Source organism: Dactylosporangium sp. CA-139114, from assembly GCF_050955725.1.
In the GTDB taxonomy this organism is placed as follows: Bacteria; Actinomycetota; Actinomycetes; order Mycobacteriales; family Micromonosporaceae; genus Dactylosporangium.
In genome coordinates, this window is the sequence record NZ_CP192080.1 from 6,771,116 (window position 1) to 6,783,263 (window position 12,148).

General features: G+C 72.9%; 15 protein-coding genes. 7 read left to right on the forward strand and 8 right to left on the reverse strand.

The features are described from left to right. Nucleotides 1-96: 96 nt before the first annotated feature. From ACQP2P_RS30060 to ACQP2P_RS30070, 3 genes are read left to right on the forward strand one after another with little or no spacing between them, the layout of a single operon-like run. Nucleotides 97-549, forward strand: a complete 453-nt coding sequence (locus ACQP2P_RS30060) for an anthrone oxygenase family protein (protein WP_433606448.1) — start codon at nt 97-99, stop codon at nt 547-549. Nucleotides 550-607: 58 nt separating this feature from the next. Further along, complete coding sequence (locus ACQP2P_RS30065) at nt 608-880, forward strand: DUF3618 domain-containing protein (RefSeq protein WP_433606450.1); 273 nt, start codon at nt 608-610, stop codon at nt 878-880. A 7-nt stretch (nt 881-887) separates the two neighbouring features. Further along, on the forward strand, nt 888-1,088 hold the full coding sequence (locus ACQP2P_RS30070; protein ID WP_433606452.1) for a hypothetical protein: 201 nt from the start codon (nt 888-890) through the stop codon (nt 1,086-1,088). 15 nt (nt 1,089-1,103) lie between these two features. On the opposite strand, the gene ACQP2P_RS30075 is transcribed toward ACQP2P_RS30070, so the two are convergent. From ACQP2P_RS30075 to ACQP2P_RS30085, 3 genes are all read right to left on the reverse strand, one after another. Beyond that, complete coding sequence (locus ACQP2P_RS30075; protein WP_433606454.1) at nt 1,104-1,655, reverse strand: hypothetical protein; 552 nt, start codon at nt 1,653-1,655, stop codon at nt 1,104-1,106. A 72-nt stretch (nt 1,656-1,727) separates the two neighbouring features. Continuing rightward, nucleotides 1,728-2,843: a glycosyltransferase gene (locus ACQP2P_RS30080; protein ID WP_433606456.1), complete on the reverse strand. Its 1,116-nt coding sequence runs from the start codon at nt 2,841-2,843 to the stop codon at nt 1,728-1,730. A gap of 103 nt (nt 2,844-2,946) precedes the next feature. Continuing rightward, on the reverse strand, nt 2,947-3,852 hold the full coding sequence (locus ACQP2P_RS30085) for an oxidoreductase (protein ID WP_433606457.1): 906 nt from the start codon (nt 3,850-3,852) through the stop codon (nt 2,947-2,949). Nucleotides 3,853-3,964: 112 nt separating this feature from the next. Here ACQP2P_RS30085 and ACQP2P_RS30090 point away from each other — a divergent pair, with 112 nt between their 5' ends. Beyond that, on the forward strand, nt 3,965-4,792 hold the full coding sequence (locus ACQP2P_RS30090; protein WP_433606459.1) for a helix-turn-helix transcriptional regulator: 828 nt from the start codon (nt 3,965-3,967) through the stop codon (nt 4,790-4,792). 21 nt (nt 4,793-4,813) lie between these two features. On the opposite strand, the gene ACQP2P_RS30095 is transcribed toward ACQP2P_RS30090, so the two are convergent. The 4 genes from ACQP2P_RS30095 to ACQP2P_RS30110 form a co-directional block, all read right to left on the reverse strand. Further along, a complete protein-coding gene (locus ACQP2P_RS30095) occupies nt 4,814-5,845 on the reverse strand; it encodes a MerR family transcriptional regulator (RefSeq protein WP_433606461.1) in 1,032 nt (343 codons plus the stop codon). After that, nucleotides 5,832-6,515: a HEAT repeat domain-containing protein gene (locus ACQP2P_RS30100; protein ID WP_433606463.1), complete on the reverse strand. Its 684-nt coding sequence runs from the start codon at nt 6,513-6,515 to the stop codon at nt 5,832-5,834. Before ACQP2P_RS30100 ends, ACQP2P_RS30095 begins: the two co-directional genes overlap by 14 nt. Before the next feature lie 67 nt (nt 6,516-6,582). Further along, a complete protein-coding gene (locus ACQP2P_RS30105; protein ID WP_433606465.1) occupies nt 6,583-7,086 on the reverse strand; it encodes a hypothetical protein in 504 nt (167 codons plus the stop codon). Nucleotides 7,087-7,243: 157 nt separating this feature from the next. Next, complete coding sequence (locus tag ACQP2P_RS30110; RefSeq protein ID WP_433606467.1) at nt 7,244-8,344, reverse strand: hypothetical protein; 1,101 nt, start codon at nt 8,342-8,344, stop codon at nt 7,244-7,246. A 329-nt stretch (nt 8,345-8,673) separates the two neighbouring features. Between ACQP2P_RS30110 and ACQP2P_RS30115 the strand changes: the two genes are divergently transcribed. Then, entirely contained in the window at nt 8,674-9,171 is a 498-nt protein-coding gene (locus tag ACQP2P_RS30115; RefSeq protein WP_433606469.1) for a SigE family RNA polymerase sigma factor, read from the forward strand. A 1-nt stretch (nt 9,172) separates the two neighbouring features. Next, a complete protein-coding gene (locus tag ACQP2P_RS30120; protein WP_433606471.1) occupies nt 9,173-10,222 on the forward strand; it encodes a hypothetical protein in 1,050 nt (349 codons plus the stop codon). 133 nt (nt 10,223-10,355) lie between these two features. On the opposite strand, the gene ACQP2P_RS30125 is transcribed toward ACQP2P_RS30120, so the two are convergent. Then, the gene (locus ACQP2P_RS30125; protein ID WP_433606473.1) at nt 10,356-10,754 is read right to left on the reverse strand and encodes a hypothetical protein; all 399 of its coding nucleotides are present in this window, start codon (nt 10,752-10,754) and stop codon (nt 10,356-10,358) included. A gap of 306 nt (nt 10,755-11,060) precedes the next feature. Here ACQP2P_RS30125 and ACQP2P_RS30130 point away from each other — a divergent pair, with 306 nt between their 5' ends. Continuing rightward, on the forward strand, nt 11,061-11,984 hold the full coding sequence (locus tag ACQP2P_RS30130) for a phosphotransferase (protein ID WP_433606475.1): 924 nt from the start codon (nt 11,061-11,063) through the stop codon (nt 11,982-11,984). Nucleotides 11,985-12,148 lie beyond the last annotated feature (164 nt).

Sequence of the window (12,148 nt, forward strand, 5' to 3'; positions counted from 1 at the left end):
GGGGCGGCGAACAGCGACAACCAAGACAGGCACCCGACCCGGCCCGGTGAGGAGCTGGTCGTCCGGTGCGGGGTACGAACGGCAAAGAGGTGTCCCATGGCAGTGCTCCAGGCGCTCACCCTGATCCTCGCGGGATTACTCGCCGGCGAGGAGTTCATCGTCCGCTACGGCGTGCAGCCGGCCCTGCTCCGCCTCGACGACCGCGCGCACATCCAGGCCCGCGTCGCGCTCGTGCGCAGGCTGCGCGTCGTGGTGCCCGCGATCATGCTGCCGGCGGTCGCCGCCGCGGTGGCGGTGCTCGTCCTCGCCGACGGCCCCGGGGCCGCGTGGCGGTGGGCGGGGGTCGCGGCCCTCGCCGCGTTCCTGGGCTTCTCGTTCCTGGGCACGGTCCCGATCAACATGAAGGTCGCCGGCTGGGACGCCGACGCCCCGCCCGCGGACTGGCGCGCGACCGTCGCCCGGTGGCAGCGCCTCGACGTCTTGCGGTCCTCGGCCGCGATCGTGGGCTTCGGCTGTTTCGTGGCGGCACTGGCGGTACAACTGGGATAGGTTTCGGCTTCCTCGCCCGGGGGAACGCCAGCTGCGGCGAATGCGGGAGGTGAGCGGGGTGACGGCGGACGGACGGGTCAACGACCCGGAGGCGCTGCGGGCCGAGATCGTGCGCACGCGCGCCGCGCTCGGCGAGACGCTCGAGGCCCTGGCCGCGAAGACGGACGTCAAGGCCCGGGCGAGAGCCGCCGCCGACCGCACCGTGCACCGCACCGTGGCGCGCCTGTCGGCGCGTCGCACCCGGCTCGTCCTGGCCGCCGGGGCGACGATGGTCGTGGGAGCGATCGTCGCGCTCGCCCTGCGTGGCCGCCGCCCGAACCGACGTTCTTGAGGGAGACATGATGAAGCTGCTGCCCATCGCCGCGGGTCTGGCCGTCGGCTACGTGCTGGGGACGCGCGCCGGCCGCGCGAAGTACGAGCAGATCGTGGACAACGCGCGCCAGGTCCGCGCCAACCCGACCCTGGGCCAGCTCAGCGAGGCGGCCCGCAACATCGCCACGCCGCCGAGCACGACCCTCGGCACCACCCGCACCAGCTGAGCGTCGCCCGCGGAGTCAGGCCGTCAGGAGGCGTTCGGCGACGTCGAACGCCTCCTCGCCCGCGGTGCGGTGCTCGGTCACGAACGCGTGGACGTCACCGTCCGCTCGCGCCGGCACGCGGCCGCACGCCGAGATGCCGCGCAGCTGGCTGAAGACGCACAGGACCCGCTCGCCGGCCGTCGCCGCGGCCGCCTCGTGCAGGGACTCGCAGCGGCGGAACAGCTCCCCGAGACGGCGTGACGCGGCGCTGTTGTCGGTGTAGATGCCGCCCCAGCCGACCTGCAGGAGCACCGCGAGCGGGCCGTGGACGAGGTGGTAGTTGATCGCGTACGAGTTCACGCCGTGCCCCGCGTGGCTCACGGCGACGTAGTCGGGCACGCGCGCCGCGAGGACGTCGGCGGGGAAGTCGGGCTCGAACATGTACATCCGGAAACCGTCGATCTCGCGCGTCGCCCAGCACCAGTCGCGCACGGTGCGCAGCCGCGGCCGCAGCGGCTCGGGGACCGGTGGGACCGGCAGGCGGCTCCCCGTGAACGCGGCCACCATCTCCGCATAGGCGGTCTGCACGCGACGATTGTCCGGCCGCCCGGCCCGGCCGCGCAATGCGTTGCGACACCCGGAATCGATCGTCCGAACGGCTCAGGTTCCGGCGGCGCCGATGCGCGGGCGCAGGGCGGCCCAGACCGCCGCCGGGTCCGGGGCCTCGGCGATCTGGGCGGCGACGCGTTCGGCGTGCCGACGGTACGACGGATCGCGCAGCACCTCGGCGACCGCCTCGGCGGCGCGCGCGGGATCGTCGATCGCGATGCCCGCCCCGGCGGCGACGACCCGCTCGGCGTTCTGCGGCTTCTCGGCGCCCTTCGGCCACAGCACCATCGGGATGCCCCGGCTCAGCGCGGCGAGCACGGTCCCGGCGCCACCGGCCGCGAGGACCACGCCGACGCCCGCGTCGAGCAGCTGCGCTATCGGCACGAAGCCGACGAACCGCACGTTCGCCCGGGCGTCGGCGAGCGAGCGCGGGAGCCCGGCCGGAACCGTGGCCAGAACGTCCACATTGTCCAGTGCGGCCACCGCGTCGACGAGGGCGTCGAGCGGCCCGGCCTCGAGCAGGACCGTCCCGAGCGTGACGAGCACCCGGAACCCGGCCGGGGCCGGCAGGTCGAAGGGCTCGCTTCCGGTGTACGCCCTGGGCCGGATCGCCAGCCGGTCCTCCCCCGCCACCCACCGCGGCCCGTGCAGCGCCGGCGGCCAGAGGTCCACGAGCGCCAGCCGGGCGGGCCGGGCGAGGCCGCGCGCGGCATAGCGCGGGGCCAGCCGCGCCTCCATCGCGGGCCCGAGCCCGGGCGGCGACACGGGCAGCCCGACCGCGTGCCGGACGAGCGGCACCCCGAGCGTGGCCGCGACCATGGGCCCGATCGTGTCGTACTCGTCCGCGACCACGACCTCGGCCCCGAACTCCCGCGCCCGGCGCAGCGCCGCGTCGAACGAGGTGTCCACGAGGGTCCCCGCGAAGAGCTCGGCCACCGGCTCGAAGCCCGAGTGCATGTCGGCGCCGCCGGTGCGCCGGTCGTTCTCGGCGAGCAGGTCGTCGATACCGGGCCCGGCGGGGAGCACCGGCAGCCCGCCGACCAGCCCGGTCAGCGACCCGGGGACGGCGAACGCCACGTCGTCCCCGGCGGCCGCGACGGCCTCGGCGAGCGGGAGCAGCGGCAGGAGATGCCCGTGGATCGGCACGGCGGTGAAGAGCACGCGCATGGACCCGGATTATTGCACCGCCGTCGCGGTCCGCGAAGGAGTCCCGGACGCGCGACGGTCGAGGACGCGGGCGGCCTGTCGGACCACAACCTCGTCGTCGCGCTCATAGGAAGCTGACCCCGGTCAGCTCCTCGGCCGCCGCCCACAGCCGCCGGCCGACCACGGGATCGGCCGCCTCGCGGCTGAGCCGGGCCTCGGTGACCCGCCCGCGCGTCTCGAAGAGCCCGGCCGGCCCGAAGAACTCCCCGCCCCGCACGCCCGGGTCGGTCGCGGCCCGCAGCTGCGGCAGCGCGCCCCGCTCGACCGGCTGGGTGGCGAGCAGCCCGGCCCGGGCGATCACGCGTCCGAGCCGCCCGCGGTGCTCCCAGGCCCGCGGCGTGAGGTTGGTGCGGGTCAGCCCCGGGTGCGCGAGGGCGCTGACGATCGGCGACCCGGCCGCGCGCAGCCGCCGGTCCAGCTCGACGCCGAAGACGGTGGTGGCGAGCTTGGACCGGCCGTAGGCGGCCGAGGCCCGGTAGCCGCGCTCGAACATCAGGTCGTCGAAGTCGAGGTGCGCGGTCTTGTGCGTGATCGAGCTCAGGTTCACCACCCGGGGCGCCGGGGCCGCGGCCAGGGTGCCCAGCAGCAGCCCGGTCAGCGCGAAGTGGCCGAGCAGGTTGGTGCCCAGCTGCAGCTCGAAGCCGTCGGCGGTGCTCCGGCGGGGGCCGAGCAGCACCACGCCGGCGTTGTTGACCAGCAGGTCGACGGCGGGGTGGTCGGCGGCCAGCCCCGCCGCGAACGCGCGCACCGAGGCGAGCGAGGCCAGGTCCAGCTCCCGGACCTCGACGTCACCGCCGATGCGCCGGGCGGCCTCGGCCCCGGCGGCGGTGTTGCGCACCGCGAGCACGACCCGGGCGCCGTGGCGGGCCAGCTCGGTCGCGGTGACCAGGCCGAGGCCCGAGTTCGCGCCGGTCACGACGGCGATCCGGCCGTGCTGGGCGGGCATGTCGGCGGTGGTCCATCCGGTCATCTGCGGCCTCCGGGAAACGTCGTGGTCGACACGACGCTAGGTGCCCCGGGCCCGGCTTCCGTCGTTCTGCCAGACCTACCCTGGGCGCCCGGCGGCGCGGCACACTTGCCCCATGACCCATCCGTACGCCCGCGAGCTCGGCGACTTCCTGCGCGCCCGCCGCGATCGCCTCCGCCCGCGCGACGTGGGCCTGGAGCCGGGCGGCCGCCGCAAGGTCGCCGGGCTGCGCCGCGAGGAGCTGGCCCTGCTGGCCGGGCTGAGCACCGACTACTACCAGCGGATGGAGCAGGGGCGCGAGGTACGGCCGTCCGATGACGTGCTCGACGCGCTCGCCGGTGCCCTCGGCCTCGACGACCGGGAGCGCCGGCACCTGTTCACCCTCGCCCACGCCGCTCGCCGGCCGATGCCGGCCCGGGTGGAGCGCGCCGCGGAGCGGGTGCCGGACGGCACCCGGCGGCTGCTGCGGGTGATGGACACCCCGGCGGTCGTCCTCGGCCGCCACCTGGACCTGCTGGACTGGAACCCGAAGGCGGTGGCGCTGCTCGGCGACCCGGACGGCTACCCGCCGGACCGGCTCAACATGCTGCTGCTGATGTTCGACGACACGCTCACGAGCCGGCGCCGCTGCCCCGACTGGGAGCAGCAGGCCCTGGACTACATCGGCATGATGCGCGCCGCGGTCGCCACCGACCCCACGCACCCGCGGGCCACCGCGATCGTCGGCGAGCTGAGCATCCGCAGCGCCGAGTTCCGGCGGCTGTGGGGGCGCCACGACGTACGCGAATCGGTCAGCGGCACCAAGACGTTCCGGATCCCCGAGGTCGGCGACGTCGTGCTCGACTGGGACACCTATCCGCTGCCCGGCAACCCCGGCCCGGTCATGCTGGTGTTCACCGCCGAGCCGGGCACGCCCCACGCCGACCGCCTGCGGCTGCTGTAGACCTCGCGGGACGCCCGGGCGTCAGCCGGCGCTCTGCCCTTGCGTCCCGGCCGCGGCCTCGACCATCTGCGCGAGGGCCCCGGCGACGAGGGCCACGGGCCGGTCGTCGTCGCCGGCCAGGCGCCGCAGGGTGTCCAGCGCCAGGGTCCCGGGCAGCTCGGCCAGGGCCTGCGTCAGCCGTATCCGCACCGCCGGGCCGGCCCCGGGCGCGGTGAGCTCGGCGACGAGCGCGCCGAGGATCCGCCCACCCCACTCCCCCTCCCGGGCCAGCGCCCCGAGCAGCTCGGCCGCCTCGACGTCGTTCGGCCCCTCGACGACCATCCCGACGAGCGTCGGCACGGCCGCGGTCACCCCGCGCGCGCCCAGCGCGAGCGCGGCCTGCCGGTGGATCGCGGCGTCCTCGTCGTCGAGCGCCCCCGCCAGCAGCCGGGTCGCCTCGTCCCCGGGCAGTTCCGCGAGCGCCAGTACCGCCCGCCGCCGGACCTGCGCGTCGCCGGAGCCCAGCCCCGCGGCCAGCCCCGCGACCCCGTCGCCCCCGGCCCGCGCCAGGGCCCACCGCAGCGCCCCGGCGACGTTCGGGTCCGCCTCGGTGAGCACCGCGCGGGCGAGCACGTCGGCGGGGACGGGCGCGGCCTCGGCCGGAGCGAGGGCGGCCTGCTGCCGGCGCGCCGCGCTCGGCGAGGCCAGCCCGTGCAGCAGCTCCACGACCCGGGCGACGTCCGGCCAGGCGGCGGGCCCGGCCGCGTCGACCGTCCGGAGCCGGTCGAGCAGCTCCCGCTCCCGTTCGAGGCGCTCTCCGGTCCGCCGGATGAGGTCGCGGACCAGCGCGGACGGCGTGAACCCGGGGTCCTCGAGGGTGCGCGCGATCTCCCGCAGCGACAGCCCGAGCGACCGCAGGCCCTCCACGTAGAAGATCCGCCGGACGTCCTGCGGGGTGTACTCCCGGTATCCGCCCACCGTCCGCCCGGTCGGGCGCACCAGCCCGAGGGAGTCGTAGTGCCGCAGCATCCGCGCACTCACCCCGGACCGGCGCGCCACCTCACCGATCAGCACGCAGCCGCTCCTCCCGTTCCCGCCCGAGCGCGTCGACCCGCCTCGCCGCGTTCAGGTCCGGCTCGAACGCCGAGTCCGGATCGCGCAGCAGCCGCTCGGTGGCGGCCGCGTGCGCCCGCACCCGGGCGTCGGGGTGCGCCGCGGCCGCCCGCAGCACCGGCTCGACGATCTCGCCGAGCGCGGCGAGGGACCGGCTCAGGCTCAGTTGTACCTCGCGGTCGCCCCGCCCGAGCTGCGTACCCAGCTCCGCGGCGAGCGCCGCCCGCCCGCCGTCGGGCACGAGCACGACGGCCGCCCGCCACGCCGCCCGGGCGACCTCGTCGTCCCCGTCGCGCAGCAACGCGACCGTGACCGCCGGCCAGGCCCCGGCGTCGCCGATCTTCGACAGCGTGTGCAGCGCCTGGCTGCGCGCCTGCGCCCGCTCGGACGTCAGCTCGGCGACGAGCCGGGGCACGGTGACTTCGCGCGGCAGGCGGGTGAGCGCCCACGTGAGCATGTCGCGCACGAAGAAATCCGGCTCGACCGCACACCGCGCCACGAGCACGTCGGCGAACCCGTCTCCGGGCCGCGTCCCGATCGCGAGGGCCGCCTTGAGCCGCGTCGAGGCCTCGGCCGCACCGAGCGCGTCCGCGAGCCGCCTGTCGTCTTCGTGCGTCGATGCCGCGTTCATGCGATCAGTCAAGGCCTTGACACAGTGAGAAGGTCAAGCCGGACGGCCTTTCTCGCTCTCCCGCGCATCAGGCGCCGAAGCCGGCGTACCGTCCTCCGTGGCGGTGGGCCAGCGCTGACAGCTGCGCCACCCGGGCATGGTGGCCCGGGTCCGGCGGAAGCTCGGGAAACGCCGCGGCGATGTGCCGATGACCCGGCCGCGTCCGGCCTTCGATCTGATCGCTGATCTCGGCGCCTAGCTCCGCCAGGTCCGCCACGCAGGCGTTGACGGTGCCCGGGTCGTCCGGGATGTCGACGTAGTGGATGGTTCGCCGCGGTGCTGGGGGTGGGTAGTCGCCGTCGTCGCCGGACATCGCCCAATGCATGCGCTGGCACAGGTCGGCGAGCAGCGCGTTCATCGCTCCGGCTGACGCGTCTTGGGGCAATGGGCCGTGGTCGGTGAGCCGTTCGAGGAGCCGGCGCACGAGCTCCGGCGGAAGCTCGTCGGTCATGAGCTGGGCGTGCACGGTCACGAGCACGCCGAACAACGCCTCGAGGTCCGGCAACGGCAGCGCGCGAGGATGTGGCTCCATACCCGCCACGCTACTGACCCGCCCGCCGGCCGCCGACCACGAGCGCGAGGACTACCACGTAGCGTGACGGCCACCCATCACCGGCCGGCGCACCGACATGCCGATGTGCGGATACTAACGTTAGTTCGGTGTCCGTACGACCGACCGGGGGCGACGGTCAGAAGCGGCGCCCGCTGTCGAACCACTCCTCGGCTTGCTGCTCGGGAACCTGCAGCCGGGCTGCCAACGCCCGAAAGGCGTCCCATGCCTGCTCGCGGTAGAGGGTGTCGATCAGCTCGTACTTGTCGTTGATTGAGCTGAGGTCGGCGACGAGCCCGCGAAGTCCCTGTTCCGCCGCGGCCAATGCGCCCGGCGTTTCAGGGACGATCGCTTCGACCGCGCGCCGTGCTCGTGCGTATGCGCCAGCAGCTGCCCGCCCGAAACCTTTGGAGTCCTCGATCCAGTCCCGGAACGGGTTGTCCATGTGCTCCGCCAACCACGACTCCCCTTTGGCGCCGCTGACCGACACCGTAACGCCGCTGCCCTTATACCTCCCCTTCACCACAGCGGCCGTCGTACGCCTAGTCCCGCTCAGTTCCAGACGGCGTAGACCCGGTAGGTCGGGCAACCCCTCAGAGTCCAGGCCGAACGCGTCATCCAGCCGCAGCGTGCGCAGGCGGTCGTGCCAGCGCAGCTCGCTCAGCTCGGTCAGCGTGCCCGGCGGATCGTCGAAGGTGATTATCAGCTGCTCCAGGTCCGTCAAGTGGGACAGCGCGGCCGCCGAAACCGTACCGCCAACCCGAAGCCATAGCGTGCGTGTGCGCCGCAGCCCGTCCGGCACCAGCACCTCGCTGCCGGACTGGAAGTATCGCAGGTCCAGCCCGTGACCTTCGTCGGGCGCCTCCACCTGCGGCGCTGCCGGCGGATCGAGCAGGAGCAGCGTCTCGACCGATTCGGGAAGTCGCACGTTGCCCAGTCCGGGGCCTTCGAATTGGACCGTGCCAAGATTCGTCGACCTCAGGTCCACGTCGCCGACGGCGTCGCGCCAGTACAGGAACCGGATGGTGGGGTGCCTGGCGATGGCCTCGACGACCCCGCGCTGCGGACCCGCCCAATCCACCGTCAGGCAGCCGGGTAGCAGATCGAGCTGCGACCAGTCCACCGGTCCCTCGGCCGGTACCAGACCGTCGCGATGCGGGGTCAGGTCGAGCACCTGCTGCCAACGCGGCAGCCGCCTCAGGCCCGCACCGAAGTCCACCTCCACGTAGTCGTCAGACACCCCCGCACCTTCCGCCCCGACCGGAACCGCTCCAACGCGCTGGCACGCGTTGCATCGTATGCCGCAAGTGACGGCTGGCTGCCGTTCTGGCACGTAGCGCTTCCGCGGAACGCTCGTCCGTCCCGCCGGCTACGGCACGACGCGACGGCATCCGCTCATGCCGCGGTTGGTGCGCGGCGGCCGGCCAACGCTCGTTACTGCGGGTAGCAGGGTCTGCGAGGACGAGGCTTCCTGTCGTGCCGATGTGCGTGCAGCGGAATCACGCCTGGCCTCCGATCTACCGCGTGCCGGGTCAACGGTTGCGGCCGCCGGATGCGTCTGTTCGGAAGATGGACTTCCACGAGTACGTCTACGCCCGCGGGCCCGCGCTGCTTCGCCTCGCCTGCCTGCTGACCGGCGACCCGCACCGGGCTGAGGACCTCGTGCAGGAAGTGCTGGCCGGCGCATACACGAAATGGCACCGGATCAGTACTGCCGACCGTCCCGACGTGTATGTGCGCCGCATGCTCGTCAACGCGAACATCTCGTGGTGGCGGCGGCTGACCAATCGGGAAGTCACGATCGACGCCGTCCCCGACCGCCGCGGCGGCGGCGACCATGAGCAGGCCGTGGCCGAGCGGGACGCGATGTGGCGCCTCATCCGCGCGCTGCCGCCGAAACAGCGCGCAGTCCTGGTCTTGCGGTACTACGAAGACCTCGGCGACGCGGCGATCGCCGAGATCCTGTCGTGCTCCACGGCGACCGTTCGGACCCATGCCATGCGCGGGCTGGCGACCTTGCGGGAAGACATTTCCCGGCACCGAGCACCACGGACTCTGGGAGCGTGACATGATCGACGAACTGCTGACCGAGACACTTCGTGAGCGGGCCGAAAGCCGGGCGGACCTCACCGTCCTGGCGCAGCGCGCCGCCAGGCGGGGCCGACGCCGGATCGCGACGCGCCGACTGGCCACCGGAAGTACCGCCTTGGTGGTGACCGGTGCCCTGGTCATCGGTATCGCGGTGTATCGCAACCACGGCGAGCCGTCGGTGCCGGTCGGTGTTTCCCCGCTCGTCGTCGTGCCCGGCGTTCCCGGGCTGCCCACGACCGACGCGTCACGCTTGCCGAGCCGCGCCGAGGTGACCACCGGCGACCCGGACGAGCTGCCGTTCGCACTCGATGCGATCCCTGCCGCGTACGACCTGTACGACGTGCGGTTCGCGCCGGAGCCGGGGCTGCTACTCCGAGACGATCGGGGAGCCAGCGCCCAGCTGCAGTTGCTGGACAAGCCGATGCCGATCGAAGCCGCCGAATCGACGCAGGCGATCACCGTGGGGCAGCGCACGGCAACGCTGTACCGCTCGGGCGACTTCCACCGGGTCGTGTGGGAGATCGCCGACGGGGCCGGGGTGTGGATGCATGTGACCGCCGGCAGCGATGCACTCGCCATGGAGCTGGCCGAGCACGTCCACCTCGACCGTCGCACGCACTGCGCCGCGCCGGCCGCGCCCGTCGCCTTGCCGACCGGCTACACCGTGGAGAACTGCGACCTCGCGCTGCGGTTGCTGCCCGAACAGCAGCGGGCGTCTCTGGTCGGCGCGACCATCACCTACAGCCAAACGGGCACGGCGCACCGCATCATCCTGATCGTCACGGAACGGGAGCCGCGCACGAAGGACGCCGCTGCGCTGGACCGCAAGGTGGCCGGCTGGCCGGCGGCGTTGGTGCCCGGCGAGGACGGAATGCAGCTGCAACTGCCGGAGTTCGGCGAGCTGAGCTTGGCCATGACGACGTCCCGCGGCGCGACCGAAGCCGAGGTACTGGCGATGGGCAGGACTGTCCGGTCCGCCCCGGACATCTCGATGCCGCAGCAGTGGCTTCCGGCGACGCCGGGCTGAGATTGCCGTCCACCATCGTGCGCCACCGCCCCATGAAACCCAACCACAGTTTCGGTCACGCCGCGCGACGACTGTTCAGCGCCGCCGATGCCATGATCTGTCGCTGTGCGTACACCTGTCATCACAGGCCGCCTCACGAGATCCCGAGGACATGGATCCTCGGAGGGTGGTGGGTGAGGTCGTCTACAGCAACGACGTCGAACCGGGAGGCGCGCAGCACGACAAGCATGGCCTCACGCATGGCTGTGGTGATGGACAGGAAGAGTTGCTGCGCGGGGTCGTCCGCTCGGTGCTCCATGGTCGACTCGATGATCTGCTGCGTGAGGACTGCTCCGGGGTTCCAGACGACGAAGACACCGCCCATCTCGTCATTGCCGCAGTCGACATCGACACGAGCTCCTGCGGACCCGGGGTAGTCGTCTGTGAGATGTGGGGGGATCCCGGCGTGCTCCAGCGCATCGCGTACTTGACGCGCCAGCTCACGCCAGCCAGCTATGACCTCGTCGGATGCACGGAGTTCCTCGAACATCATCAGCGCCTATCTACCCGCAGGTCTCGTCGAGCGGTATCCGCCGACCGCCTGGAGCCACGGCCTGCCTGCGTCTGGCCATGTTCCAGCAGGTGCACGCTCGTAGCCGCGGGGATGCGGGTCTGGCCGGGGTCGCAGCATTCCCGATTCCGGCCAAGGCCCGACGCGGCGGTCGTCGTGGCTCCCGCCAGCGCAATGCCGCACCGATGGACCGGCTAGGCCGATGTCCTGCGACGCCGGGCCAAGCGGGCGTGGACGCGATGCCGCGAACGTTGACAGACGTCGTAGCGCACCTGGCATAGTCTCACTATGCACTTGAACGACACGCCGGACTGGTTGTCTGGATGGTGTCTGGACCATCTGGGTGCCGAGCCTGCCGACGTGCTGTTCGGCCTGGAACAGATCTCGACGGTGTTCGGTCTTCGGCTGACCTCCGGCGTAGACGTTGTGATCAAGGCGCGCGGCGACGACGGTCGGGCCGGGTCCTGCGTCGCGGCGCAGGCCCGGTTGGCCGAGCGCGGGTTTCCATGCGCACGGCCGCTCACACCGGTGATCGGTGTCGGTTCGCTGGCCGTCCATGCCGAAGTATTCCGGCCCGGCGGTGACATCCTGCAGGGGGACACGCCGGACGTGGCCGTCCGCTACGCGGAGGTATACGCCCGGGTCACAGCTGAATTGGCCGACGTCGACGTCACCCCGCCGCTGCCGAATCCGCGCTGGGTGCGTTGGGACCACACCGACCCCGGGTTGTGGCCGGCGATCAGCTTCCTCGATGAGCGCGACCAGAGCAAGGTGCCCGCATACGTCACCGAGACAGCGGAAAGGGCCCGGGGAAGGACGCTGGCCGCCGACCTGCCGTGCGTCCTGAGCCACGCCGACTTCGAGGCACAGAACCTGCGGTGGCACGGCCGGCAACTGTGGGCGGTACACGACTGGGACAGCCTGGCCTGGCAGCCGGAGGCCGCGCTGGTAGGAGCGGCGAGCGGGGTGTTTCCCAGAGGCTCAGGACTGCCTACGCTTGCGCCGATCGCCAGTACTGAGGCGTTCCTGACCGCCTACCAGCACAGCCGGGGACGTTCGTTTACAGCCGTCGAACTGGAGATCGCGTGGGCCGCCAGCCTATGGCCTGCAGCCCACAACGCCCGATGGGAAGCCCTGCACGGCCAACCCCCGGTGTGCGGCAACGCGCTCCGGACGCAAGCGGCAGAACGCCTCCGCCGAGCGAACGCATAGAACGGCCGACGAAGCCAGTTCCAGGACTCCTGTCGTGAGTACGTCAGCGAGCCGGCGGAGGGTCGTTGCGTCGCCATGGATCGCTCGCCGGGGCATGGGTTCCCGCCTGCGGCGGCGGGTGGGCACCGTCGCGGGGACGGTTGCGCTCACCGGGGTCGCTGGCA

Coding starts and splice junctions, on each gene's coding strand:
- ACQP2P_RS30125 (WP_433606473.1), bottom strand. CDS start 10,754: ATGATGTTCGAGGAACTCCGTGCATCCGACGAGGTCATAGCTGGCTGG.
- ACQP2P_RS30130 (WP_433606475.1), top strand. CDS start 11,061: ATGCACTTGAACGACACGCCGGACTGGTTGTCTGGATGGTGTCTGGAC.
- ACQP2P_RS30115 (WP_433606469.1), top strand. CDS start 8,674: ATGGACTTCCACGAGTACGTCTACGCCCGCGGGCCCGCGCTGCTTCGC.
- ACQP2P_RS30060 (WP_433606448.1), top strand. CDS start 97: ATGGCAGTGCTCCAGGCGCTCACCCTGATCCTCGCGGGATTACTCGCC.
- ACQP2P_RS30100 (WP_433606463.1), bottom strand. CDS start 6,515: ATGAACGCGGCATCGACGCACGAAGACGACAGGCGGCTCGCGGACGCG.
- ACQP2P_RS30070 (WP_433606452.1), top strand. CDS start 888: ATGATGAAGCTGCTGCCCATCGCCGCGGGTCTGGCCGTCGGCTACGTG.
- ACQP2P_RS30080 (WP_433606456.1), bottom strand. CDS start 2,843: ATGCGCGTGCTCTTCACCGCCGTGCCGATCCACGGGCATCTCCTGCCG.
- ACQP2P_RS30085 (WP_433606457.1), bottom strand. CDS start 3,852: ATGACCGGATGGACCACCGCCGACATGCCCGCCCAGCACGGCCGGATC.
- ACQP2P_RS30090 (WP_433606459.1), top strand. CDS start 3,965: ATGACCCATCCGTACGCCCGCGAGCTCGGCGACTTCCTGCGCGCCCGC.
- ACQP2P_RS30120 (WP_433606471.1), top strand. CDS start 9,173: ATGATCGACGAACTGCTGACCGAGACACTTCGTGAGCGGGCCGAAAGC.
- ACQP2P_RS30105 (WP_433606465.1), bottom strand. CDS start 7,086: ATGGAGCCACATCCTCGCGCGCTGCCGTTGCCGGACCTCGAGGCGTTG.